Genomic DNA, 24,862 nt, shown 5'->3' on the forward strand with positions numbered 1-24,862 from the left:
CGGCCTCAGCGGGCGGCGGCGATCCGCAGCTCGAGGGAGTCCACCCGCTCGGCGACGACCTTGGCCGCGGCGAGGCGGGCGTTGACCTGGCCCAGGACGGTGTCGAGACCGGCCCGGTCCAGGCCCGGGTTCAGCTCCAGCCGGACGGCCACCTCCGCCGACCGACCCGGGACCGCCGTCGCGCGGACGACGTGCTGCACCGGGGCGGCCGCGTCGGCGATGGCCCGGGACACCTCCGCGTCCACCTCGAGGCCGTCGTCGGTCGGGACCAGCGCGGGACGCCACTCGACGCCCTGGGCGAGCGCCCAGACCGCCGGTCGCGGGATCTGGACGGTGACCGGACCGGCCGGGTCCAGCACCAGCAGGGACCACTTCTCGTTCACCGCCGACAGCGCCGCGCGCACCGCCTCGGCCGGGACCGGCCGGGCGTCGGGGCGCCAGGCCTGCATCGCCGCCACGGAGGAGAAGACCGGCAGGGCCCGGCGGCCGTCGGGCGACTCGAGCGCCACGACGCCGGCCGAGGCCTCCTTGTCCACCGTGAGCTCCTCGCCGTCGTGCTGCACGGTGGCCTCGGACTCGACCTCCGCGAGCACGGGGACGAGCACGCGGGTCTCGGCCAGCCGGGCCACGACGTCGCGCAGCGGGACCGTGCCGGCACGCCAGCCGTCGAGCCTGCGGACCAGCTCGGCGTCCGCGGAGCCGTCGTCGCCGGAGAACTGGCTCGTGGGCTGGATCGACCTCATGGCCGGCCCGCCACGTCGAGAGCCTGCGGCAGCGTGAAGGCACCGGCGTACAGCGCCTTGCCGACGACGGCACCCTCGACGCCGTCACCTGTCAGGGTGCGCAGCGCGGCGAGGTCGTCGAGGGAGGAGATCCCGCCCGAGGCGACCACCTTGGCCGGGGTGCGCGAGGCGACCTCGCGCAGCAGCTCGACGTTCGGACCGCGCAGCGTGCCGTCCTTGGTGACGTCGGTGACGACGTAGCGCGCGCAGCCGGCCGCGTCGAGGCGCTCGAGGACCTCCCACAGGTCACCGCCCTCGCGGGTCCAGCCCCGTGCGGCCAGCGTCGTGCCGCGCACGTCGAGGCCGACGGCCACGGCGTCACCGTGCTCGGCGATCACCCGCGCGGTCCACTCGGGGTCCTCCAGCGCGGCGGTGCCGATGTTGACCCGACGCGCACCGGTGCCGAGCGCCCGCTCGAGCGAGGCGTCGTCCCGGATGCCGCCGGACAGCTCGACCTGGACGTCGACCTCCCCCACGACGCGGGCCAGCAGGTCGGCGTTCGAGCCCCGCCCGAAGGCGGCGTCGAGGTCGACGAGGTGGATCCACTCGGCTCCGCCGTTCTGCCAGTCGAGCGCGGCGGACAACGGGTCGCCGTACGAGGTCTCGGAGCCGGCCTCGCCCTGGACGAGGCGGACGGCCTGGCCGTCGGCGACGTCGACGGCGGGCAGCAGCACGAGGCGTTCGGTCATGCGGGGGTTCTCCAGTCGTGGTGGGAGAGGGCGGTCAGAGCGAGCGCACCCAGTTCTCGAGCAGGGTCGCGCCGGCGTCGCCGGACTTCTCGGGGTGGAACTGCGTGGCGGACAGGGGTCCGTCCTCGACGGCGGCGACGAACCGCGCCGAGCCGTGGGAGGACCAGGTGACGCGCGGCGGGGTGAAGCGCGGGTCGGCGCCGTCGTCGTGGCCCTGGGTGAAGGACTGCGCCGCGTAGGAGTGGACGAAGTAGAAGCGCTCGTCCTCCACCCCGCGGAACAGGGTCGAGCCCGCGGCGGCCTCCACCCGCGACCACCCCATGTGGGGCACCACCGGGGCGTCCAGACGGTCGACGACGCCGCGCCACTCCCCCAGCCCCTCGGCCCGCACGCCGTGCTCGACCCCGGCGTCGAACATGACCTGCATGCCGACGCAGATGCCCAGCACCGGGCGTCCGCCCGCGAGCCGCCGGTCCACGACCTGGTCGCCGCGCACCTCGCGCAGCCCGGCCATGCACGCGGCGAAGGCGCCGACACCCGGGACGACGAGCCCGTCCGCCTCGCCCGCCGCGTGCCGGTCGGCCGTCAGCTCGACGTCCGCGCCGACGCGCTCCAGCGCGCGCACCGCGGAGCGCACGTTGCCGAACCCGTAGTCGAGCACGACGACGCTCGGGCGGTGGGTGCTGCGGGCGGCGGGGGCCGGGCGGACGTTCAGCTCGGCGGACGCCCCGTCGTCGGGCAGCAGCCCGGAGCTCTCGGAGGACGCCATCACTTCTTCTTCCGGACCTTGCGGGACACGGCGGAGAGCATGCGGACGGCCTTGAGCCGTCCGATGCCGTCGGAGGAGACCACGCCGGGCAGCTCGTCGAGGCTCAGGTGGCCGGTGAGCAGGTCCTCCAGCGCCTCCGGCGCACCGCCGAGCACGAGACCGGGCGGCAGCTCGCCGTCGTCGGCGCCGTCGGCGTACCGGTGGCAGGTCAGCTGCTCGCCGTCGCGCGTCACCAGCACGAGCGGCACGCCCTTGACGACCTGCGAGATGCGGGCCGCCGCCGTGCGCGGCGCGTCGCCGGTGCGGTCGCGCAGGACCGCCAGGGACCCCACGGGGGTGGGCACCGCGTCGACCTCGATCTGCGCCAGCACGCAGGCCGCCGCCAGCGCCTCGGCGTCGGCGACCTGGGTGATGAGCACCGCGATCTCGGGCTCGTCGGAGCCGGTCAGGCCGGACAGGTCGTCCGGGATCTCCAGGTCGTCCGGCAGCTCGGGCTCGGACCGGCCGGGCTGGTCGGGTTCGGGGTAGTCGGGCACCTACAGCGCTCCCTTGGTCGACGGGATGCCCTCGACCCGCGGGTCGAGGGCGACGGCGGCCCGCAGCGCGCGGGCCAGGGCCTTGAACTGGGCCTCGACGACGTGGTGCGGGTCCCGGCCGGCCAGGACGCGCACGTGGAGGCAGATGTCGGCGTGGTGGGCGATCGACTCGAGCACGTGCCGGGTCAGCGAACCCGTGAAGTGACCGCCGATGAGGTGGTACTCCTGCCCCGCCGGCTCGCCGGAGTGCACCAGGTAGGGGCGCCCGGAGACGTCGACCACGGCCTGGGCGAGCGCCTCGTCCAGCGGGACCAGGGCGTCGCCGAACCGGGCGATGCCCTTCTTGTCGCCCAGCGCCTGCTTGAGCGCCTCGCCCAGCACGATCGCGGTGTCCTCGACCGTGTGGTGCGCGTCGATCTCGGTGTCACCGGAGGCCCGCACGGTCAGGTCGATCAGCGAGTGCTTGCCCAGCGCGGTGAGCATGTGGTCGTAGAACGGCACCGTGGTGGAGACGTCGGTGCGCCCGGTCCCGTCGAGGTCCAGCTCGACGACGACGGTGGACTCGCTCGTGGCGCGCTCGATGCGCGCGGTGCGGCCTGTCATCCCTGCTCCTGTTCGGCGATCACGTCGGTCAGCGCGTCCTGGAACGCCTGGGTCTCTGAGCGGGTGCCGACCGAGACGCGCAACCAGCCGTCCGGGCCGGTCTCACGGATCAGCACGCCACGGTCCAGCAGGCCCTGCCAGACGGCGTGCCGGTCGGCGAAGGTCCCGAAGAGCACGAAGTTGGCGTCGCTCTCGGCCACCTGCACCGGACCCGCGGCGCTGCGCTGCCGACGCAACCATGCCACGAGGGCGTCACGCTCCGCACGCAGGTCCGCGACCTGAGCCAGCAGGGCGTCGCGGTGGGCGAGCGCGGCCCGCGCGGTCGCCTGGGTGACGGCCGACAGGTGGTACGGCAGCCGCACCACGCGCAGGGCGTCGACGAGCGCCGTCGACGCCGCGAGGTAGCCGAGCCGCAGGCCCGCCGCGGCGAACGCCTTGGACATCGTGCGGGTCACCGCCAGGTGCGGGTACGCCTCCAGCAGCTCCAGGGCCGACGGTGTGCCCGCGCGCCGGAACTCGGCGTACGCCTCGTCGACCACGACGACGGCGGGGACCCGTGCCGCGGCGTCCAGGACCGCCTCGAGGGTCTCGCGCGGCAGCGCGGTCCCCGTCGGGTTGTTGGGGCTGGCCAGCAGGATCACCGACGGCTGCTCGGCCTCGACCAGCGCGGCCGCGGCGTCCGGGTCGATGGTGAAGTCCTCGGCCCGGCGGCCCGTGACCCAGCGGGTGTGGGTGTCCCGGGCGTACTCCGGGTACATCGAGTAGGTCGGCGCGAAGGACAGCGCCGTGCGCCCGGGGCCGCCGAACGCCTGCAGCAGGTGCAGCATGACCTCGTTCGACCCGTTCGCCGCCCAGATCTGCTCCGGCGCCACGCGCACCCCCGACTCCACGGCCAGGTAGTCGGCGAGGTCCTGGCGCAGCGCGGGGAAGTCGCGGTCCGGGTAGCGGTTGAGCGACCGCGCGGCGTCGGCGACGCCGGCGGCGATGCTCGCCACGACCTGCTCCGAGGGCGGGTACGGGTTCTCGTTGACGTTCAGCAGCACGGGCACCTCGAGCTGCGGGGCGCCGTAGGGCACCTCGTCGGCGAGCTCGGGGCGCAGCGGCAGGACCGGTGCATCGGGGGTGGACACCGCACCAGTCTACGAACTGTCAGGCGACCACCACGTCGCCCCCGGACACCTCGACGGAGATCTCGCCCAGCGGCTCGGGCGCGGGCCCCGACTGCACGGCGGCGTCGGTGAGCGAGAACACCGAGCGGTGACAGGGGCACTCGAGCACGCCGTCGCCCGGCGTGACGGTGCAACCCTGGTGGGTGCACACGGCGCTGAAGACGTGCACCTCCCCCTCCGCCGGTTGCGTGACCAGCACCGGGACCCCCCCGACCTCGGCGCTCACCGCGCCGCCGACCGGCACGTCGGCCAGCGCCACGATCGCCTCCCCCGCACCGGTCGAGGCGACGTCGTCCACGGACTCCGCCGGGTCCGTGCCCTCGCTGCAGGCGACCAGGACACCGCCGACGGCCGCGGTGCCGGCGACGGCGCCCGCGCCGCGCAGCAGCTGGCGGCGCGAGCAGCAGGACGGGGTGGACGAGGTCATGGCGACTCCTGGGGTCGGGGTGACGAACCTCACGGTCCGGTGGCAGCATGACCATCATGGACGCACCCACCGGACCGGGGCCAGCGACGCGCGGCACTCCGAGCGCTCCCGTCGCCTGGGTGTGGCGTTCCCTCGCAGCCGTGAGCGTGGCCGTCTCCGCCGTGGTCCACCTCGTGCTGTGGAGCGACGGCTACCGGGACCTGGAGGTCGTCGGCCCGCTGTTCCTGCTCAACGCCGTCGGGGGCCTCGTGCTCGCCGTGCTGCTCGTCGTCTGGCGGCACTGGCTACCCCTGGTGGGCGGCATCGCGTTCGGCGCGCTCACGCTGCTGGCGTTCGTGGCCTCCGGCACCGTGGGCTTCTTCGACGTGTCCGGTCCGCTGATGTTCGGCCGCAACGAGACGATCGCGGCCGTCGCCGAGGTGCTCGCGGTGGTCGCCTCGACCCTGGCGCTGCTGCGCGAGCCGTCCCGCTGACCGCTGTGGACGGGCGCCTCGCGCTGTCGCCGTCGCCCCCTACGATCGCAGGGTGACCTCCTCCGACGACCCGTACGCCGGCCTCGAGCCGGTCTGGACCGACGCCGACGTGCCGCCGGACGACGACGTCCCGCCGCCCGAGGACGAGCTCGACCCTCCCGCGGACGCGCACCTGGCGCGCCCGGCCGCCGCCCCGGCACCCGCGGCGGCGGCCGCGGCGGCGGCCGCGGCCGGGGCACCGGGAACCGCCGCGGGCGACCGGGCCGAGGCCGCCCGGCGCGCGAAGCTCGCGATGCTGCGGGGCCTGATGGACACCGCCGGCAGCGGCGACGGATCGAGCACGCTGCGCGAGGAGGCCGCCACGGCCCTGCGCGCGCTGGTCGGACGCGACGACGCCGAGCTGCGCGAGGACCAGTGGAGCGCCATCGAGGCGCTCGTCGCCTTCCACCGCCGGGCGCTGGTCGTCCAGCGCACCGGCTGGGGCAAGTCGGCGGTCTACTTCGTCGCCACCCGGCTGCTGCGCGCCCGCGGCGCCGGGCCGACCGTCATCGTCTCGCCGCTGCTGGCGCTCATGCGCGACCAGATCGCCGCCGCCGAGCGGGCAGGCATCCACGCGGTGACGATCAACTCCTCGAACGTGACCGAGTGGGACGCGATCCACGCCCAGATCGCCGCGGGCGAGGTGGACGTGCTGCTGTGCTCCCCCGAGCGGCTCAACAACCCGGCGTTCCGCGACGAGGTGCTGCCGCGCCTGGCTGCGGACGCCGGCCTGGTCGTCGTCGACGAGGCGCACTGCATCTCCGACTGGGGGCACGACTTCCGGCCCGACTACCGGCGCATCCGCACGCTCCTGGCCGACCTGCCGCCGGGCATCCCCGTGCTGGCGACCACCGCGACCGCCAACGAGCGCGTCACGCGCGACGTGGCCGAGCAGATGGCCGCCCACGGCGAGGGGGTCACCGCCGCCGACGGCGCCCTGGCGACCAGCGACGACGTCCTCGTGCTCCGCGGTGGCCTGGACCGGGAGTCGCTGCACCTGGCGGTGCTGGAGCTCGGGGACCAGCCGACCCGCGTGGCCTGGCTCGTCGAGGCGCTGCAGGAGATCGACGGGTCCGGGATCGTGTACTGCCTGACGGTCTCGGCCGCGGAGGAGGTCGCCGCCCAGCTCCGTGCCGCGGGTCTGGCCGTGGCGGCGTACACGGGGCGCACCGACCCGACGCAGCGCGCCCAGCTCGAGGAGGACCTCAAGGCCAACGAGGTCAAGGCGCTGGTGGCGACGTCGGCGCTCGGCATGGGCTTCGACAAGCCGGACCTGGCCTTCGTGGTGCACGTCGGCGCCCCGTCGTCGCCGATCGCCTACTACCAGCAGGTCGGCCGCGCCGGTCGCGGTGTCGACGACGCCGTCGTGGTGCTGCTGCCCGGCCACGAGGACAGGGCCATCTGGGACTGGTTCGGTGCGCAGGCCTTCCCCGCCGAGGCGCAGGTCCGCGCGACGCTGTCCGCCCTGAGCGACGCCGGCGCGGCGATGTCGACCGCAGCGCTGGAGACCCACGTCGACCTCAAGCGGTCACGGCTGGAGACGATGCTCAAGGTGCTCGACGTGGACGGGGCCGTGCGCCGCGTCCAGGGCGGCTGGGTCGCCACCGGCGTCGAGTGGGTCTACGACGCCGGGCGCTACGCCCGCGTGGCCGAGACCCGCCGCACGGAGCAGCAGGCGATGCTCGACTTCATCGCCACGTCGGGCTGCCGCATGCGTTTCCTGCGCGAGCAGCTCGACGACCCGGAGCTGCCGGACGGCTGGACGTGCGGACGCTGCGACGGCTGCGGCGGGGTGACGCTGCCCCCGCCGCCCTCGGCCGACACGGTCGCCGAGGCACGGTCCGAGATGGACCGGCCCGGGGTGGCGGTCGAGCCCCGCAAGATGTGGCCGTCGGGCCTGGCCACGCTGGGGCTGGACCTGAAGGGCAAGATCGGCGACGCCGAACGCGCCGAGCCCGGACGGGCCGTGGCACGCTTCGACGGACTGGGCTGGTCGAACCCGGTTCGCGAGCTGTTCGCCCCCACCACCGCCGACGGCGAGACCCCGGTCCCGCTGCGCGGTGCCGCGGCGCGCGTGCTGGACGACTGGGACGCGCTGCGCGCCGAGGCCGCGGAGGAGGGTGCGGACCGGCCGCTGCTCGTCGAGGGCGTCGTCGCCGTGCGGTCGGTGACCCGACCGCAGCTGACCTACCACCTGGCCCACGGTCTGGCCGCGTACCTCGGCGTGCCGCTCATCGGCGCCGTCGGCCCCGCCCCGGGGGCCGAGGAACCCGGCCGGCACGACGTCAACTCCGCCATGCGCCTGGCGGGGGTGGCCCGCCGCCTCCGGCTCGAGCTGAGCGAGGCGGCCCTGGCGGGCCTGCCGGGGCGCCGCGTGCTCCTCGTCGACGACTGGACCGAGTCCGGGTGGACCCTGACGGTCGCGGCACGGCTGCTGCGCCAGGCGGGCGCGGAGGCGGTGCACCCGTTCGTGCTCGGCGTGCGCTGAGCGGCCGGCCCGCCTACTCCCCCAGCAGACCGCGCACGTCGTCGGCGTCGAGACCGCCGGCGAACCGGCCCGTCGCGTCGTCGACGACGGCGTCGAAGAGTGCCGCCTTGCGGGCCGCCAGGGCCATGACCTTCTCCTCGACGGTGTCGGCGGCGACCAGCCGGGTGACCTGCACCGGTCGCGTCTGGCCGATCCGGTGCGTGCGGTCGATCGCCTGCGCCTCCACCGCCGGGTTCCACCACGGGTCCAGCAGGTAGACGTGGTCGGCCTCGGTGAGGTTGAGCCCGAACCCGCCGGCCTTGAGGCTGATGAGGAACACGGGGGTCGCCCCGTCCGTGAAGCCGGCGATCGCCCCGGCCCGGTCGCGGGTGGCGCCGTCGAGGAACGCCGTCGGCAGCCCGGCCTCCTCGCAGCGCGCCTCGACCCGGCGCAGGAACGAGGGAAACTGGGAGAAGACCAGGGCCCGGTGCCCCTCGGCGGCCATCTCGACGAGCTGGTCGACCACGAGGTCGAGCTTGGCCGAGGTGACCCCGGTGTAGGCGTCGTCGACGAGGGCGGCGTCCAGAGCCAGCCGCCGCAGCGTCGTCAGCGAACGGAAGATCGCCGCCTTGTTGGCCTCGAAGTCGGTGAGCAGGCCGAGGAGGCGCTGCCGCTCGCGCTGCAGGTGGGTGTCGTAGACCTTGCGGTGGTCGGCCGTGAGCGGCACCCGCAGCACCTGCTCGGTCCGCGCCGGCAGCTCCGGGGCGACCTGCTCCTTGGTGCGCCGCAGCATGAGGGTGCGCAGCCGCCGCTGCAGCCGTGACAGCGCCCGGTTCCCGGCGGCGACGACCTGCGGGTCGTCGTCGCGGCTCGCCGCCTCGACCGGACGGACCACCTCGGCCCGGAACCGGTGCGAGGAGGGGTACAGCCCCGGGGCGACGACGGCGAGCATGGCCCACAGCTCGGTGAGGTTGTTCTCCAGCGGGGTGCCCGTGACGGCCAGCTTGAAGGGCGCGCGCAGGCGCCGTGCCGTCTGGTGGGCGCGGGTGCGGGGGTTCTTGGCGAACTGGGCCTCGTCGAGGACGAGACCCGCCCACGGCAGGTCCTGGAAGGCGGCGAAGTCCAGCCGGAACACGGCGTAGGAGACCACGACGACGTCGGCGCCGGCGCAGAGCTCTCCCAGCGGCCGGCCGCGCTTCGCCGTCGTGGTGGGCACCGTGACGACCCGCAGGTCGGGGGTGAACCGGCTCGCCTCGTCGACCCAGTTGCCGACGACGGAGGCGGGAGCGACCACGACGACGGGCCGCAGCGGCGCGTCCTCGGTCGCGGCCCGGGACCGGGCGCCCGCGACGAACGCGAGCACCTCGAGGGTCTTGCCCAGCCCCATGTCGTCGGCGAGGATCCCGCCCAGGCCGTGGCGGTGCAGGAAGGTCAGCCACTCGTACGCCTGGTGCTGGTAGGGACGCAGCTCGGCCCGCAGCCCCGGGGGTGGCGGGACCGGGGCGACGGTCCGCTCCCCGGCCGCGAGGGCGCGCAGGTCGGCCACCGCACGCCGCCACTCCTGCGAGACGTCGACGGTGTCGGCCAGGTCCTCCAGGTCGCCCCAGAGCTCGGCGTCGTACCGGCTGACGCGCAGGGTGCGCGAGCCGTCGTCGAGGGCGGAGGCCTCGTCGATGAGGTTCCGCAGGCGCCGCAGCGAGGTGTGGTTCAGGCGCAGCCACGCGCCGTCGGTGAGCAGCAGCCGCTGCTGGCCGCGGGCCAGGGCCGTGAACAGGCGGGTGAACGGGATCTCCTTGCCCGCGACGGTGACGGAGATGCCCAGGTCCAACCAGTCCGCGTCGCCGGACGGCGCCCCCTCGACGACGACCCGGGGCGGGGCGTCCAGGTGCCGGTAGTCGGGCAGGTCGGGCGCCTCGACGACGACGCCGGCGCCGGCGAGGGCGGGCAGCACCTCGCCGGCGAGGTCGAGGGCCTCCAGACCGGTGAAGGACTGCCCGTCGACGGGGTCGAAGCGCTCGAAGCCGGGCAGCGCCCGCACGGCCGCGACCGCCTTGGAGCGCAGCTCGTCCTCCGCCGCGGGGTCACGGGCCGGGTCGTGGGCGGCTCCCTCCCACGGCACCTCCCGTGCCTCGCCCGGCGACGGCCGGGGGTACCGCCACGACCACCGCAGCAGCGCCCGCTGCGGGGACGCGAACTCGGCGCGCGCCACCGGCACCGGGCGCGCGGGCTCGGGCAGCCGGACGCTGCCGTCCGAGACGACCGGCACGGCACGGCGCAGCCCGGGCAGGTGCTCGGCGAGGAGCTCGTCGACGTCGGCGGCCGGCACGTCGACGGGACCGCCGGCCACGAGCCGCCGCGCGCCGTCGGACAGCCGGCGGGGGCTGGGTCCCAGGCGCAGCACGGTGCCCCCGCGCCGTGCCTCGACCGTGAACAGGCCGGTCGTGCCCACGGTGCCCTGCCGGTCGGGAGCCTCGACGTCCGTGTCGTCCATGCTCACCACGGGATCGAGCCGGACACCGTCCCGGGTCTGCGCGGCCACGAGGCGCACCGACGCCGCCCCGGCGAGCAGCACCTCGTCGTGGCTCCCCTGAGCCACGAACGGGATCTGGAGCGCGGCCGCCTCGGCGAGGAGTGGCCAGAGCCCGCGCCCCGCCGTGGCCAACGGTCGCCAGACCTCGCGGCCCCGGGAGGACCCGTCGCTCGTCGCGGCGCCGAGGTCGGCGAACCAGCGCCGCACCGCCGGGGCGGGGGTGGCACGGACGTCGGCGAACGCGTACAGCCCGCGAGCCAGGGCGTCCCAGCTCGCCTCCGGGGCGGTCCGCCACCCGCCGTGGCGCGCCGGTACGACGGGTCGGACCGAGAGCTCCGGCGGCTCGTCGCCGAAGGCGCCGTCCACCCGGAAGCGCAGGCCGACGGGCAGGACCGTCCCGTCGCCCGTGCCGGACCCCGGATCGGGGGCCGTGACAGCGGCGAGACGGCCGCGCCACCCGGACGGCGCCGGCGGCCCGTCGGGGCCGTCGACGCCGTGCCGACCCACGTGCAGCAGCGCGGCGGCGACGTGCTTGCAGTCCGTACCGACCGGACAGCTGCACGTCGAGGACCCGAAGACGTACCGGCCGTCGACGTCGAGGCCGAAGCGCACCCGGCACCCGTACGGCCGCGCCTCGCTGCCCGCGACACGGGCGGACAGGACGCGCTCGTCCTCGTCCCAGCTCCAGGCGACGACCATGCCGCCCCGCTCGTACCCCTGCGCCCGTCGGAACGTCGCCGTCCCGACGAGGGCACCGATCTCCAGCGGATCGAGGCGGGGCGGGGCGGCGGGCATGGCGTCCATGCTGTCACGCTCCCCCGACAGCAGCGGTCGAGGCAGGCACGCGCTTGGCACACTATTCTTCCGGAGCGTGACGCCTCGCCCGGACCCGGCCCGGCGCCCGGCGCCCGGCCCAGCGCCCGGACGGGCGCCGGGCCGGCAGCGCTCAGAAGCGTCCGCGGACCGCCTCGCCGTGCGCGGGCAGGTCCTCGTCGTCGGCGACCGCGACGATCCGGTCGGCCACCTCCGCGAGGGCCTCGCGGCTGTACTCGACGACCTGGACGGACTTGAGGAAGGCGTGCACGCCCAGCCCGCTGGCGAAGTGCGCCGTGCCGCCCGTGGGCAGCACGTGGTTCGACCCGGCCAGGTAGTCCCCCAGCGACACCGGGGCGTAGGGCCCGACGAAGATCGCGCCGGCGGACCGCACCCGCTCGGCCCGTGCGGCGGCGTCGACCGTCTGGATCTCCAGGTGCTCGGCGCCGTAGGCGTCCACCACCGCGAGCCCCTGCTCGAGGTCGTCGACGAGCACCACGGCGGACTGCGGTCCCGACAGCGCGGTGGTCACCCGCTCGGTGTGCTTCGTGGCCTCGGTGAGGTCGACCAGCTTGGACTCCACCGCCCCGGCCAGCTCCGGCGACGGGGTGACCAGCACCGCGGCGGCCATCGGGTCGTGCTCGGCCTGGCTGATCAGGTCGAGCGCGACGTGACCGGCGTCGGCGGTGTCGTCCGCCAGCACGGCGATCTCCGTCGGCCCGGCCTCGGCGTCGATCCCCACCACGCCGCGCACGAGGCGCTTCGCCGCGGCGACGTAGACGTTGCCCGGACCGGTGACGACGTCCACGGGCTCGCACAGCTGCTCGCCGTCGACCGGGTCGGAGCCCACCGCGCCGTAGGCGAACATCGCGACCGCCTGGGCACCGCCGACGGCGTAGACCTCGTCCACGCCGAGCAGCTCGCAGGCGGCCAGGATCGTCGGGTGCGGCAGACCGCCGGCGTCCCGCTGCGGCGGGGAGGCGACGGCGAGGCCGGGCACGCCCGCCTCCTGGGCGGCGACGACGTTCATGATCACCGACGAGGGGTAGACCGCGAGACCGCCCGGCGCGTACAGGCCGACGCGCTGGACGGGGATCCAGCGCTGGCGCACCTCCGCGCCGTCGGCCAGCACCGTGGTGTGCTCGCGCGGCACCTGGTCGGCGTGCACCGCCCGCACCCGGCGCACGGACTCCTCCAGCCCGGCCCGGATCGCCGGGTCCAGCTCGGCCAGCGCGGTGCGCAGCGCCTCGGCCGGGACCCGCAGATGCTCCGGGCGCACCCCGTCGAAACGCTCGGCCAGGTCGCGCAGCGCGGCAGCACCGCGGGACCGGACGTCGGCGAGGACCGGGGCGACGGCGTCGGTCGCCTGCTCCACCCCGACCTCGGGGCGCGGGAGCACCCCGATCAGGTCACGGCGGGACAGGGAACGACCCCGAAGATCGATGCGTCGAATCACCCCACCAGTCTAGGTCCGACGGGACGCAGCACGTCCGGACGTCCCGGACAATGGGCGCATGGACACCCCGATCGAGGTCCCGATCCGTGACGACGTCATCCGGCTGGGACAGTTCCTCAAGCTGGCCGGCCTGGCCGAGTCGGGCACGCACGCCCGCGACCTGGTCGCGGAAGGCGACGTGAGCGTCGACGGCGAGGTGGAGACGCGCCGCGGCCGGCAGCTCACCCGGGGGACACGGGTCACCGTGGCCGGCCCGGAGGGGGACGAGACCGTCGTCGTGGCCTGACCCGCCCCGCTGTGGGCATGAAATCTGCCGCTCCACCGCGGGGTGGAGCTGCAGATTTCATGCCCACAGCGGATGGGGTGGTCAGGTCAGGACGCCATGTAGGCGGAGGACATGGTCCGGTCGACGTGCAGGTGCAGCACGATCCGGTCCGGGTCGTACTGGACCTGGCGGTACCGCTGGGCGTAGCGGCGGACGGCCTCGGCCACGGCGTCCGGGTCCTCGACGGCTTCCAGCGTGCCCTCCAGCGTCAGCCAGCGGCCGCCGTCGACCTGGCACAGCGCGGCCCGCGGCGGCTCGCCGTCGGGGCCGGGGCGCCGGGCGTTCCGCGCCTTGACCGATCCCCGCCGCGCCGTGATGCGGGCGATGCCGAGGTCGGGATCCCACGTGAAGGCGACCGGCACGACGTGCGGGGTCCCGTTCGCGCGCAGGGTCGTCAGGGTGGCCAGGTGCCGCTCGGTGACGAACACGAGCTGTTCGGGGTTGAGTCGCTTCACCCGCACACCCTACGGGCCGAACCCGAAGGTCATCACGGCCGGCAGGACGCCGTCGTGCAGGCCGCGCAGCACGGGCAGCTCGTGCGGGACGACCGGCTCGGGCAGCGCGACCAGGGGGAACCAGCGCAGGTCCGCCGTCCGGGCCGGCTCACGGACCTGCAGCTCGCCGGTCCAGCGGTCGGCCGCGAAGAAGAAGTCGACGCGCTGCTCGAGCGCGGGGCCGCCGGGGACGCCCCGGTGCTGCGCCGTCAGCGGCACCACGTCCTCCGGCGCCACGGTGACGCCGAGCTCCTCGGCCGCCTCACGCACCGCCGCGGCCACCGCGGACTCCCCCGGCTCGACGTGCCCGGCCGCCCCGGCCGCCCAGTACCCGTCCATGAACCCCGTGCCCTGGCGCAGCTGCAGGAGCACCTGACCCTCCCGGCGCAGCAGCAGGTACGCCGCCGGGACCACCCGGAACCGGTGGTCGGCGGTGCCGTCGTCCCCGGTGCCGGTCACGACAGGCAGCTCGGGCCGAGGAGCGCCTTGAGGTCGCCGAACAGGGCGGGCGACCTCTCGACCCGCAGCCCGTCACCGGCCTGCACCAGGGTCTTCTTGCCCGGCTCGGCGACGGCGACGTGCACGGCCGAGGACCCCGGGTGGGTCGAGAGCACCTCGCGCAGGCGCAGCATCACCGGTTCGACGCACCGGGTGTGCGGCACGGTGACGTGCACCGGGGCGTCCGCCACCGCCGAGGTGTCGGGCAGGGAGACCTCCTGCGCCTGCAGCTGCATCTGGTCGTCCCGGCGCCGGACGCGGCCACGGATCGTGACGACCTGGTCCTCGGCCAGCACCGTGGAGTAGGCCAGGTACGTCTCGCCGAAGAACATCACCTCGACGCCGCCCTCGAGGTCCTCGATCGTCACCGCGGCCCACGGGTTGCCGTTCTTGCTGATCTTGCGCTGCACCGACGTCAGCAGGCCGGCGACGGTGACCGAGGACCCGTCGGCCCGGGTCTCGTCGGCCATGAGCAGCGCGATCGAGGTGTCGGCGGCGCGCGCCAGGACGTGCTCCAGCCCGGACAGCGGGTGGTCCGACACGTACAGGCCGAGCATCTCCCGCTCGAAGGACAACCGCTGCTTCTTGTCCCAGTCGGGCAGGTCCGGCACGTCGACGGCGAACGACACGGCGTCGTCCGCGGCGCCGTCCGCACCGAAGTCGGCGAAGAGGTCGAACTGCCCCTCCGCCTCCTTGCGCTTGACCGAGATCACCGAGTCCACGGCCTGCTCGTGCACGACGAGCAGGGCCCGCCGCGGGTGGCCCAGGGAGTCGAAGGCTCCGGCCTTGATCAGCGACTCGATGGTGCGCTTGTTGCACACCACGGCGGGCACCTTGTCCAGGAAGTCGGTGAACGAGGTGAAGGCCCCGTGCTCCTCGCGGGCCGCGACGATCGCGTCCACCACGTTGGCGCCGACGTTGCGCACAGCCGTCAGGCCGAAGCGGATGTCCTCGCCGACGGCGGTGAACTTGGCCGCGGAGTCGTTGACGTCCGGTGGCAGCACCGTGATGCGCATGCGACGGCACTCGTTGAGGTAGAGCGCCATCTTGTCCTTGTCGTCCCGCACCGACTGCAGGAGACCCGCCATGTACTCGGTCGGGTAGTTCGCCTTGAGGAAGGCGGTCCAGTAGGCGACCAGGCCGTAGCCGGCCGAGTGCGCCTTGTTGAAGGCGTACCCGGCGAAGGGCACCAGCACGTCCCACACCGCCTGGATCGCGGCGTCCGAGTAGCCGCGCTCCTTGCAGCCGGCCTCGAAGTTCACGAACTCCTTGGCGAGCACCTCGGGCTTCTTCTTGCCCATGGCGCGGCGCAGCAGGTCGGCCTGGCCCAGCGAGTACCCGGCGAGCACCTGCGCGGCACGCTGGACCTGCTCCTGGTAGACGATGAGGCCGTAGGTCTCGTCGAGCACCTCGGACAACGGCTCCGCGAGCTCGGGGTGGATCGGCTCGATCTTCTGCATGCCGTTCTTGCGCAGCGCGTAGTTGACGTGCGAGTTCATGCCCATCGGACCGGGTCGGTACAGGGCGATGACGGCGGAGAGGTCGTCGAACTTGTCGGGCCGCATCTGGCGCAGCAGCGAGCGCATGGGCCCGCCGTCGAGCTGGAACACGCCGAGGGTCTCGCCGCGGGCGAGCAGGTCGTAGGACGCCTTGTCGTCCAGCGCCACCGTCTCGATCTGGACGGGGTCCTTGCCGTTGGCCTCGATGATCTCCAGGGCGTCCTCGAGGATCGTGAGGTTGCGCAGCCCGAGGAAGTCCATCTTGATCAGGCCGAGGCCCTCGCAGGTCGGGTAGTCGAACTGCGTGATGACCGCGCCGTCCTGCGGGCGCCGCATGATGGGGATGACGTCGATCAGCGGGTCGCTGGACATGATCACGCCGGCCGCGTGCACGCCCCACTGCCGCTTCAGCCCCTCGATGCCGCGCGCGGTCTCGACGACGCGCTGGGCCTCGGGGTCGGTGTCGTGCAGCTGGCGGAACTCGCCGGCCTCGGAGTACCGGTCGTGGTCCGGGTCGAAGATGCCGGACAGCGGGATGTCCTTGCCCATGACGGGCGGCGGCATCGCCTTGGTGAGCTTCTCCCCCATCGCGAACGGGAACCCGAGCACCCGCGAGGCGTCCTTGAGCGCCTGCTTGGCCTTGATGGACCCGTAGGTGGCGATCATGGCCACGCGGTCGTCGCCGTACTTGTCGGAGACGTAGCGGATGACCTCGGAGCGCCGGCGCTCGTCGAAGTCCACGTCGACGTCGGGCATGCTCACGCGCTCGGGGTTGAGGAAGCGCTCGAAGATCAGGCCGTGCTCGATCGGGTCGAGCTCCGTGATGCCCATGACGTAGGCGACCATCGACCCGGCGGCCGAGCCACGGCCCGGGCCGACGCGGATGCCCCGCTCCTTGGCCCAGTTGATGAAGTCGGCCACCACGAGGAAGTACCCGGGGAAGCCCATCTGGACGATGACCTCGGTCTCGTACTTCGCCTGGGCGCGCACGGCGTCCGGGATCCCCTGCGGGTACCGGGCGTGCATGCCCTTCTCGACCTCCTTGACGAACCAGGAGACCTCGTCCTCCCCGGCGGGCACCGGGAAGTTGGGCATGTAGTTCGCCCCGGTGTCGAAGGAGACCTCGCACCGTTCGGCGATGAGCAGGGTGTTGTCGATCGCCTCGGGCATCTCGGCGAAGAGCCGGCGCATCTCGGCGCCGGACTTGACGTAGAAGTTGTCGCCGCTGAACGCGAACCGGCTGCCGCCCTGGTCGTAGGTGGGCTCGTCCAGGGTCGAGCCCGAGTTGACCGCCAGCAGCACCTCGTGGGCGTGGGAGTCCTCGCGCTTGGTGTAGTGCAGGTCGTTGGTGGCCACCAGCGGGGCACCGATGTGCTGCGCGAGCTCGAGGAGCTGTTTCGAGGTCCGGGACTCGATCTCGATCCCGTGGTCCATCAGCTCCACGAAGTAGTTCTCGTGGCCGAAGATGTCCTGGTACTCGCCGGCGGCCCGGACCGCCTCGTCCCACTGGCCGAGCCGCAGCCGGGTCTGGATCTCCCCCGAGGGGCAGCCCGTGGTGGCCATCAGCCCGTCGGAGTACGTCTCCAGCAGCTCGCGGTCCATGCGGGGCCACTTGCCCATCTGGCCGTCCAGGGAGGCCAGCGAGGACGCCCGGAAGAGGTTGTGCATCCCGGTGTTGTTCCGCGACCACAGGGTCATGTGGGTGTAGGCACCGCCGGCGGAGACGTCGTCGCGCTTCTGGTGCTGCTCGCCCCACTGGACCTTCGTGCGGTCGTGACGGCTGGTGCCCGGCGTGACGTACGCCTCGACGCCGATGATCGGCTTGACGTCGTACTTCCGGGCCGTGCTCCAGAAGTCGAAGGCGCCGAACAGGTAGCCGTGGTCCGTGATCGCGATGGCCTTCTGGCCGAGCCGCGCCACCTCGGAGAAGAGGTCGTCCATCCGCGCGGCGCCGTCGAGCATGGAGTACTCGGTGTGCACGTGCAGATGGACGAAGTCGTCGGTCTTCGGGGTGGCGGCGTCCGGCATGCCCCGAGTCTAGGCGCGGCCCCCGACGTCCCCGTCCTGCCCCGCCGTGACGAGGTTCACCGGCTCACAGGTAGGCGTCGCGCAGCGTCTGCAGGGCGTGCGACAGGTCCTCGGGGTACTCGGACTCCACGACGACGTCCTTCCCCGTGACGGGGTGGGTGAACCCCAGGCGCATCGCGTGCAGCCACTGCCGCTGCAGCCCCGTGCGGGCGGCGAGCGTGGGGTCGGCCCCGTAGGTCAGGTCGCCGACGAGCGGGTGGCGCAGCGCGGCGAAGTGCACCCGGATCTGATGGGTGCGGCCCGTCTCCAGGTGCACCTCGACCAGGGACGCGGCCGGCAGCATCTCGAGCACCTCGTAGTGGGTCACCGAGGGCTTGCCGTCGGCGACCACGGCGAACTTGTAGTCGTGGTGCGGGTGCCGGCCGATCGGCGCGTCGATCGTGCCCGTCGTCGGCTCCGGGTGGCCCTGGGCGAGCGCGTGGTAGACCTTGTCGACCGTGCGCTCCTTGAAGGCGCGCTTGAGACCCGTGTAGGCGGCCTCGGACTTGGCCACCGCCATCAGGCCGGAGGTGCCGACGTCGAGGCGGTGCACGATCCCCTGGCGCTCGGCGGCGCCGGAGGTGGCGATGCGGTAGCCGGCGGCGGCCAGCGCGCCGACCACGGTCGGGCCGGTCCACCCCGGCGACGGGTGCGCAGCCACCCCGACCGGCTTGTCCACGACCACGACGTCGTCGTCGTCGTAGGCGATCGACATGCCCTCCACCGGCTCGGCGACGACCTCCACGGCCTCGGACGGGGCGTCCGGGACGTCCACCTCGAGCAGCGTGTCGGGCACCAGCCGGTCCGACTTGCCCACGGTGCGCCCGTCCGCGCGCACCGCGCCGGACGCGGCGAGCTCGGCCGCCTGGCTGCGGGAGAACCCGAGCATGCGGCCCAGGGCGACGTCCACCCGTTCGCCGGCCAGGCCGTCGGGCACCGGCAGCGTACGCAGCGCCATCAGTCCTCGCCCTCCGTCTCGTCGGAGGTCTGGCGCGTGCCGTCGAGCCCGACACCCCGGAAGGACAGCAGGATGATCAGCCCCGCGGCGACGACGATGGCGATGTCCGCGACGTTGCCGACGAAGAAGTCGGCGTAGGCGATCATGTCGACCACCTCGCCGCGGGCGAAGCCCGGCTGCCGGAAGATCCGGTCGACGAGGTTGCCCAGCGCCCCGCCCAGGAGCAGGCCCAGCGCGACGGCCCAGCCGAGCGACCCGATGCGACGCATCGCGCGCAGGATCACCACGACGACCACCACGACCACGATCGTCAGGACCCACGTGTAGCCGTTCGCCATGAACGACAGCGCGGCGCCCGGGTTGAACACCAGGGTCAGCCCCAGCAGGTCGCCGAGCAGCGCGATCCGTTCGCCCTCGGTCAGCGCGGCCAGCGCCCACCACTTCGTCAGCTGGTCGATGACCAGCACGACGGCGGCGAGGCTCAGCGCACCGACGCCGAGCCGACGGCGGCGGGCGGCCACCGCGGCGTCGTGCGTGGCGACGGCGTCGTCGGCGTCCTGGGGCGCGGAGGACGCGGTCTCGTGGGGAGGGTCGGGGACCGGGTCGGACCCGGCGGGCGTCGTGGACATCGCGCCAGAGTCTACGGCGCTACCGACGCTCCTCGCGTGCCTTCGCCTCGACCGACAGGGTGGCTCGCGGGAAGGCCTGCAGCCGCGCCTTGCCGATCGGCGCCCCGGTGACCTCGCAGGTGGCGTAGGCGCCGTTGCGGATGCGGTCCAGCGCGTGGGTCGTCTGGTCCAGCAGGTCGCGCAGGTTGTTCACGAGCGTGAGTTCCTGCTCGCGCTCCAGCGCGCTGGAACCGTAGTCGGCCTGGTCGTCACCGGCGCCGTCGCCGGAGTTGCGCAGGAGGTCGGACAGCTCGGCGTCGGCAGCGGCCAGCTCGGCGGTGAAGCGTTCCTTGTCCTCCAGGAGCAGCAGCGCGAGCTCGGAGACCTCCTGGAGCGTCCACGGCTCCTCGCCGTCACGCACGGGAAACTCCTTGACGTCACGCGCCAGGTTCGGGAACTCCTCGCGGATCGTCGCCCGCTGGGAGGTGGAGAGCTTGGACATTCGGCGCCCTTCCGTTCTTCGAGGTCACCGCAGAGTAAACGCACGGATCGACCCGCACAACAGCACGCGCCGACTGGGCGTGTCTGCTGGTGCGGGCCGATCCGTGCGCCGTGTGCTCCGGGTGGTGCGTCAGACGTCCTGCGAACGACCCGCCGCGGCGTTCTGACGCTGCGGCGGCAGGGCCGAGCCGCGGGCGTCCAGGTCGCCGAGCAGGTTCTGCAGGAAGCTCTTCAGGCGGGTGCGGTAGTCCCGCTCGAACAGGCGCAGCTCGTCGATCTTGCGCTCGAGCAGCGACCGCTCCTGCTCCAGCTGCGACAGCGTGCGGTGGCTGGTCTCCTCGGCCTCGCGGACGATGCGGGAGCCCTCGGCCTTCGCCTCGGCGATGAGCCGGTCGCCCTCCTCCTGGCCGGAGCGGACGTAGTCGTCGTGCAGCTTCTGGGCGAGCTGCAGCATGCCCGTGGCGGACTCGGGCTCGGCGCCCTGCTTGCCGGCGGCCGCCTCGGCCAGGGCCGGCGCAGGAGCAGGCGCGGCGGCCGGAGCCGGGGCCTCGGGCTTCTCGGCCGACTGCGCCGCGGCCTCGTTGCGGCTGAGCTCCGCGACCCGGCTCTCGGCCGCGGACAGCTTCGACCGCAGGTCGTCGTTCTCCTCCTGCACCGCCGTCAGAGTCCGGACGACCTCGTCCAGGAAGTCGTCGACCTCTTCGACGTCGTAGCCCTCGCGGAACTTCGTCGCCGAGAACTTCTTGTTGAGGATGTCCTCTGCCGTCAGCAGTGCCATCGTGTCACCTCGTTGCCGTAGCGCGATCCATGCACGGACCCGGAGCGTCCGTGGGTGCCCACGGTAGCCCACGGGCGCCGACGCGGCCCTCCGAGGACGCCGAGCACACGACGTCTTCACAGGTGGCGGGGCGGTCGGCACCCGCCCCCGGGTCACCGCTCCTCCCGTGCGGGCGAGGCGCCCGGCGGCGCCCCGGGCGGCTCAGAGGCTCGCGGCCAGACCGTTCGCGACCTGCATGAGGATCGACGTCGCCAGGAACAGGACGAGGAAGGCGAGGTCCAGGCGCACGCTGCCGAGGGTCAGCGGCGGGATGATCCGGCGCAGCGCGCGCAGCGGCGGGTCTGTGACGGTGTACACACCCTCGGCGATCACGAGGACGACGCCCCGCGGACGCCAGTCACGGGCGAAGAACTGCACCCAGTCGAAGACCAGCCGGACGATGAGGCACAGCAGGAACAGCAGCAGGACGAAGCCGACGAGGCTGAAGATCACGCTCACGAGGGCAACCTACCCGACGCACGACGCGCAGCCCGAGGGGCGTGCCCGGGCCGCGCGTCGTGGTGGTGGGTTCAGCTCTGGTTGTAGAAGGCTCCCGCACGGGCCTCGGTCGGCCGCGGGGCGACCTGCTCCTCGCCCGTGATCTCGACGTGCTCGGGCGAGAGCAGGAAGACCTTGTTCGTGACCCGCTCGATGGAGCCCCGCAGGCCGAAGATCAGTCCCGCCGAGAAGTCGACGAGCCGCTTGGCGTCGGAGTCGTCCATGTCCGACAGGTTCATGATGACCGGCGTCCCGCCGCGGAAGGCCTCGCCGATCAGCCGCGCGTCGTTGTACGACCGCGGGTGGATGGTGGTGATGCGACGCAGGTCGCCGCCGACGAGCGCGTCGGCCGGCACCCCGTCACGGTGCAGCGGCGTGACCTCGGCCTGGTAGTCGTCGTCACGCACCGGCTCCAGCTCCTCGTCGTAGTCGTCGAGGTACTCCCCGTCGGGGCGCTGGTCGTCGGCCAGCCCCAGGTACAGCATCGTCTTGCGAAGCGCTCCGCCCATCGCCCTGCTCCGTTTCGTCGGTACGTCAGTGACTTGACGGTATCCAGCACGACGCGCTAGGCGGATCGCGACACGCCGACGTCACGACAGGACGACGACACCCGCCTGGCGTCCCGCGACCTCGCCGGCGGCCGTGGCCCGACGGTGCGAGAACAGGTCCGCGTCGGTCATCGTGCAGCGATCGACCCGTGTGGTGACGACGCCCCGCGCGGCGAGCCGGGCCGTCACCCCGGCCGGCAGGTCCAGCCCGGCGGTGCCGCGCGCCGTGGTCGACCAGCTCTCGGGCACGACGGCGGTGACCTCGTCGCGCAGGTCCTCCGGCACCTCGTAGCACGCCCCGCACACCGCCGGCCCGACGGCGGCGCGCAGCCGGTCCACCTCGGCGCCGCGCGCCAGCAGGCGGTCGACGACCCGGTCCACGACGCCGGCGACGAGTCCCCGGCGTCCGGCGTGGGCGACGCCGACCACCCGGGCCACGGGGTCGGCGAGCAGCACCGGGACGCAGTCCGCGACGAGCACGCCGAGCCCCAGTCCCGGTTCCGCGGTGACCAGGCCGTCCGCGGTACCGGCGCTCATCGGGGGCGCACCGGACCACTCGGCACGCTCGGCCGGTCCGAGATCGAGGACGTCCGCGCCGTGCACCTGCGTGGCGAAGGCCACGGGGGCCCCGACCCACTCGGCCAGGAGGTCGCGGTTGCGCTGGACGCGCGCGCTGTCGTCACCCGTGGTGTCGGCCAGGTCGAGGGACGACCACGGCGCCGGCGAGACGCCGCCGTGCCGCGTGGTGAACCCCGCCACCACACCCTCGCCCAGGTCTGCCCGCAGCAGACCCGCGCCGAAGTCCTCGGGCAACATGGCCTCCTGGGCCCAGGGGACGGGTGAGGTCACTTGAGGAAGTCGGGGACGTCGAGGTCCTCGGCGGGCCGGGACTGGTCGACCATCCGGGGCACGTCCACCGGACGCTCGACCGTCACGCCCTCGCCGTTGCCCTCCTCGACGACACCGAGCTGCGCCGGGCGCGGGCTGCCGCCCACCGGCTCCAGGCTCGCCGGCACGTCGTCCGGGTCCGCCGGGATCGGCCGCGGACGGGCGTGCGCGGGCTCGGCGGCGGGCACCGGGGCGGTCGCCGGGGAGACGCCCTGACCACCGGCCGGCGACGCCGGGCTCGTCGCGGAGGCCGGGGCCGGACGCCCGGCCGCACCGTCGTCGACGGCCGGCCGGCCGGCCGCGGAGCTGCCGGTGACCTGCCCGAGCGCCCGGGAGTCCTCGCGCGGCTTGGGCAGTCCCCCGTCGAAGCCGGCGGCGATGACCGTGACCCGGACCTCGTCGCCGAGCGCGTCGTCGATGACCGTGCCGAAGATGATGTTCGCCTCGGGGTGGGCCGCCTCCTGCACCAGGCGTGCCGCCTCGTGCACCTCGAACAGGCCGAGGTCGCTGCCGCCCTGGATCGACAGCAGCACGCCGTGCGCGCCGTCGATGGAGGCCTCCAGCAGCGGCGAGGAGATCGCGAGCTCGGCGGCCTGGACGGCGCGGTCCTCCCCGCGGGCCGAGCCGATGCCCATGAGGGCGGACCCGGCCCCCTGCATCACGGACTTCACGTCGGCGAAGTCCAGGTTGATCAGGCCGGGGGTGGTGATGAGGTCGGTGATCCCCTGGACCCCGGAGTGCAGCACCTGGTCGGCGGAGTGGAACGCGGCGATCGCCGAGACGTTCCGGTCCGACATCGACAGCAGCCGGTCGTTCGGGATCACGATGAGGGTGTCGACCTCCTCGCGGAGCTGCTCGATCCCCTGCTCGGCCTGCACCGAGCGGCGACGCCCCTCGAAGGTGAACGGCCGGGTGACCACGCCCACGGTCAGCGCACCCAGCGACCGCGCGATGCGGGCCACGACCGGCGCGCCGCCGGTGCCGGTGCCGCCGCCCTCGCCCGCCGTGACGAAGACCATGTCCGCCCCGCGCAGGACGTCCTCGATCTCCTCGGCGTGGTCCTCGGCGGCCTTGCGGCCGACCTCGGGGTCCGCCCCCGCGCCGAGCCCGCGCGTCAGCTCGCGGCCGACGTCCAGCTTGACGTCGGCGTCCGACATCAGCAGGGCCTGCGCGTCGGTGTTGATGGCGATGAACTCGACACCCTTGAGGCCGACCTCGATCATGCGGTTCACGGCGTTCACGCCGCCACCGCCGATGCCGACCACCTTGATCACTGCCAGGTAGTTCTGCGGAGTTGCCACGTCGTTGCCTCTCGGGTCGTTCCGGTCCTGACTGCCACCGACCAAACCTTCAGGTTATAGTTGAAGGTGAGTGTTATGTCAGGTTGCTGCTTGCCACCGACGGTATTTCGCCGACACCCGCGCGGGCCGCACGTGCCTCGGCGTGTCGCGAGCGGTGTGACGGCTCTCAACGGGTCACGGGAAGCTCGGGCGAGGACACGTCGATGACGGCGACGTCGCCGCCGACCTGACGCAGGGTGCGCACGACCTCCACCTTCAGCGGCAGCCGCTCCGCACCGCCCCACCGGACGCTCAGTCCGTCGCGGAGCACGGTCTCGACGTCGTCCTGGGTGCGGGCGCTCACCGTCTCCACGCGGGCGGCCAGACCGGGCGGCAGCGCCGCGACCACGGCCAGCGCCGCCCGCAGCGCGCGGACGGACTCCTGCTCGAGCGGCACCGAGACCACCGGGAGCCCCTCCGGCACCGCGCCCCGACGGCCGAGGCGGACACCCTCGTCGTCGAGCAGCACGAAGTCACCGTCGTCCGGGACCGCGGCGACCGGTTCGCGCGCCACGACGGACACCTGCAGCCCGTGCGGCCACGACCGCTCCAGCGCGACGTCCTTGACACCGCGCAGCCCGCGGATCTCCTCCGCCATGCCCGAGGCGTCCAGCCGCGCCAGCGGCGTGCCGGCGGCCGCGACGGCGATCTCGTGGACCCGCTCGCCGTCGACGACGGACGAGTCGGCCCCCGTCACGGCCACCTCGTCGGCCTCGAGCGCCAAGAGGTCGGACCACCCGACCACCCAGCCGGCTCCCCCGGCGAGCAGGAGCACCAGCACGACCACGAGCACGGTGCGCCACGACCGGTGACGGCGCATCGCCGACCGCTCGGCCCGCCGTTCCGCCATGGTGGTCGACACCCGGGGGTCGGCCGCCGGCGACGGCGCCGGGCGCGGCGCCCGCGCGGGAGCCGACGGCCGGGCGCGCGCCGGGCTCGCGGCGGAGCGGGCGCTGTCGGAGGAGCGGGCGCTGCCGCTCGACCGCGCACCGTCGCCCGCACGAGCACGGGAGCCCGACCGCTGCGGGGCACGGCCCCGCGCCCCCGCCGACGGCGCGGACGTCCCCG

General features: G+C 74.0%; 24 protein-coding genes. 3 read left to right on the top strand and 21 right to left on the bottom strand.

Annotation, left to right across the window (positions count from 1 at the left end; all coding sequences use genetic code 11):
* Positions 1-5: 5 nt before the first annotated feature.
* Genes V5O49_RS06770 through V5O49_RS06800 form a run of 7 tightly spaced genes read right to left on the bottom strand, consistent with a single transcriptional unit; the run spans position 6 to position 4,975 of the window.
* A complete protein-coding gene (locus V5O49_RS06770; RefSeq protein WP_332901562.1) occupies positions 6-743 on the bottom strand; it encodes an SseB family protein in 738 nt (245 codons plus the stop codon).
* On the bottom strand, positions 740-1,471 hold the full coding sequence (priA, locus tag V5O49_RS06775; RefSeq protein WP_332901563.1) for a bifunctional 1-(5-phosphoribosyl)-5-((5-phosphoribosylamino)methylideneamino)imidazole-4-carboxamide isomerase/phosphoribosylanthranilate isomerase PriA: 732 nt from the start codon (positions 1,469-1,471) through the stop codon (positions 740-742). The genes V5O49_RS06770 and priA overlap by 4 nt, the downstream gene beginning before the upstream one ends.
* Positions 1,472-1,505: 34 nt before the next feature.
* Complete coding sequence (gene hisH, locus V5O49_RS06780; protein WP_332901564.1) at positions 1,506-2,240, bottom strand: imidazole glycerol phosphate synthase subunit HisH; 735 nt, start codon at positions 2,238-2,240, stop codon at positions 1,506-1,508.
* Complete coding sequence (locus V5O49_RS06785) at positions 2,240-2,776, bottom strand: hypothetical protein (protein WP_278237170.1); 537 nt, start codon at positions 2,774-2,776, stop codon at positions 2,240-2,242. Before V5O49_RS06785 ends, hisH begins: the two co-directional genes overlap by 1 nt.
* Positions 2,777-3,379 (bottom strand): imidazoleglycerol-phosphate dehydratase HisB, encoded by a 603-nt coding sequence (hisB, locus tag V5O49_RS06790; RefSeq protein ID WP_332901565.1) that lies wholly within the window; start codon positions 3,377-3,379, stop codon positions 2,777-2,779.
* The gene (locus V5O49_RS06795; RefSeq protein WP_332901566.1) at positions 3,376-4,509 is read right to left on the bottom strand and encodes a histidinol-phosphate transaminase; all 1,134 of its coding nucleotides are present in this window, start codon (positions 4,507-4,509) and stop codon (positions 3,376-3,378) included. The genes hisB and V5O49_RS06795 overlap by 4 nt, the downstream gene beginning before the upstream one ends.
* Before the next feature lie 19 nt (positions 4,510-4,528).
* Positions 4,529-4,975, bottom strand: a complete 447-nt coding sequence (locus V5O49_RS06800) for a QcrA and Rieske domain-containing protein (protein ID WP_278237167.1) — start codon at positions 4,973-4,975, stop codon at positions 4,529-4,531.
* Positions 4,976-5,115: 140 nt separating this feature from the next.
* Here V5O49_RS06800 and V5O49_RS06805 point away from each other — a divergent pair, with 140 nt between their 5' ends.
* Entirely contained in the window at positions 5,116-5,448 is a 333-nt protein-coding gene (locus V5O49_RS06805; protein ID WP_332901567.1) for a hypothetical protein, read from the top strand.
* 292 nt (positions 5,449-5,740) lie between these two features.
* Positions 5,741-7,975, top strand: a complete 2,235-nt coding sequence (locus V5O49_RS06810) for a RecQ family ATP-dependent DNA helicase (RefSeq protein ID WP_332901776.1) — start codon at positions 5,741-5,743, stop codon at positions 7,973-7,975.
* 13 nt (positions 7,976-7,988) lie between these two features.
* Here the strand turns inward: V5O49_RS06810 and V5O49_RS06815 are convergent, their stop codons facing one another.
* Both V5O49_RS06815 and hisD read right to left on the bottom strand, forming a co-directional pair.
* The gene (locus V5O49_RS06815; protein ID WP_332901568.1) at positions 7,989-11,288 is read right to left on the bottom strand and encodes a DEAD/DEAH box helicase; all 3,300 of its coding nucleotides are present in this window, start codon (positions 11,286-11,288) and stop codon (positions 7,989-7,991) included.
* A gap of 142 nt (positions 11,289-11,430) precedes the next feature.
* Positions 11,431-12,753 (bottom strand): histidinol dehydrogenase, encoded by a 1,323-nt coding sequence (gene hisD / locus V5O49_RS06820; RefSeq protein ID WP_332901569.1) that lies wholly within the window; start codon positions 12,751-12,753, stop codon positions 11,431-11,433.
* Between the two features lie 58 nt (positions 12,754-12,811).
* Between hisD and V5O49_RS06825 the strand changes: the two genes are divergently transcribed.
* Positions 12,812-13,039 carry an RNA-binding S4 domain-containing protein gene (locus V5O49_RS06825; protein WP_332901570.1) on the top strand — a complete coding sequence of 76 codons (228 nt, stop codon included), beginning with the start codon at positions 12,812-12,814 and terminating at the stop codon, positions 13,037-13,039.
* 86 nt (positions 13,040-13,125) lie between these two features.
* Here the strand turns inward: V5O49_RS06825 and V5O49_RS06830 are convergent, their stop codons facing one another.
* The 12 genes from V5O49_RS06830 to V5O49_RS06885 form a co-directional block, all read right to left on the bottom strand.
* The gene (locus V5O49_RS06830) at positions 13,126-13,533 is read right to left on the bottom strand and encodes a pyridoxamine 5'-phosphate oxidase family protein (protein ID WP_278237162.1); all 408 of its coding nucleotides are present in this window, start codon (positions 13,531-13,533) and stop codon (positions 13,126-13,128) included.
* A gap of 9 nt (positions 13,534-13,542) precedes the next feature.
* Positions 13,543-14,031 (bottom strand): NUDIX domain-containing protein, encoded by a 489-nt coding sequence (locus tag V5O49_RS06835; protein ID WP_332901571.1) that lies wholly within the window; start codon positions 14,029-14,031, stop codon positions 13,543-13,545.
* Positions 14,028-17,597 (bottom strand): DNA polymerase III subunit alpha, encoded by a 3,570-nt coding sequence (gene dnaE, locus V5O49_RS06840; protein ID WP_332901572.1) that lies wholly within the window; start codon positions 17,595-17,597, stop codon positions 14,028-14,030. Before dnaE ends, V5O49_RS06835 begins: the two co-directional genes overlap by 4 nt.
* 64 nt (positions 17,598-17,661) lie before the next feature.
* A complete protein-coding gene (locus tag V5O49_RS06845) occupies positions 17,662-18,594 on the bottom strand; it encodes an RluA family pseudouridine synthase (protein WP_332901573.1) in 933 nt (310 codons plus the stop codon).
* Entirely contained in the window at positions 18,594-19,223 is a 630-nt protein-coding gene (lspA, locus tag V5O49_RS06850) for a signal peptidase II (RefSeq protein ID WP_332901574.1), read from the bottom strand. The genes V5O49_RS06845 and lspA overlap by 1 nt, the downstream gene beginning before the upstream one ends.
* 19 nt (positions 19,224-19,242) lie before the next feature.
* Positions 19,243-19,704, bottom strand: coding sequence for a TraR/DksA family transcriptional regulator (locus V5O49_RS06855; protein WP_332901575.1), 462 nt, complete (start codon positions 19,702-19,704; stop codon positions 19,243-19,245).
* 129 nt (positions 19,705-19,833) lie between these two features.
* A complete protein-coding gene (locus V5O49_RS06860; protein ID WP_278237156.1) occupies positions 19,834-20,481 on the bottom strand; it encodes a DivIVA domain-containing protein in 648 nt (215 codons plus the stop codon).
* A 201-nt stretch (positions 20,482-20,682) separates the two neighbouring features.
* Positions 20,683-20,979: a YggT family protein gene (locus tag V5O49_RS06865; RefSeq protein WP_278237155.1), complete on the bottom strand. Its 297-nt coding sequence runs from the start codon at positions 20,977-20,979 to the stop codon at positions 20,683-20,685.
* A 71-nt stretch (positions 20,980-21,050) separates the two neighbouring features.
* Positions 21,051-21,527: a cell division protein SepF gene (locus tag V5O49_RS06870; RefSeq protein WP_332901576.1), complete on the bottom strand. Its 477-nt coding sequence runs from the start codon at positions 21,525-21,527 to the stop codon at positions 21,051-21,053.
* A gap of 81 nt (positions 21,528-21,608) precedes the next feature.
* Complete coding sequence (gene pgeF, locus V5O49_RS06875; RefSeq protein ID WP_332901577.1) at positions 21,609-22,415, bottom strand: peptidoglycan editing factor PgeF; 807 nt, start codon at positions 22,413-22,415, stop codon at positions 21,609-21,611.
* Positions 22,412-23,755 carry a cell division protein FtsZ gene (gene ftsZ, locus V5O49_RS06880; protein WP_278237152.1) on the bottom strand — a complete coding sequence of 448 codons (1,344 nt, stop codon included), beginning with the start codon at positions 23,753-23,755 and terminating at the stop codon, positions 22,412-22,414. Before ftsZ ends, pgeF begins: the two co-directional genes overlap by 4 nt.
* A 166-nt stretch (positions 23,756-23,921) precedes the next feature.
* Positions 23,922-24,656 (bottom strand): cell division protein FtsQ/DivIB, encoded by a 735-nt coding sequence (locus V5O49_RS06885; RefSeq protein ID WP_332901578.1) that lies wholly within the window; start codon positions 24,654-24,656, stop codon positions 23,922-23,924.
* Between the last annotated feature and the right edge of the window lie 206 nt (positions 24,657-24,862).

The sequence above is a fragment of the Isoptericola haloaureus genome, from assembly GCF_036689775.1.
Taxonomy (GTDB): Bacteria; Actinomycetota; Actinomycetes; order Actinomycetales; family Cellulomonadaceae; genus Isoptericola; species Isoptericola haloaureus.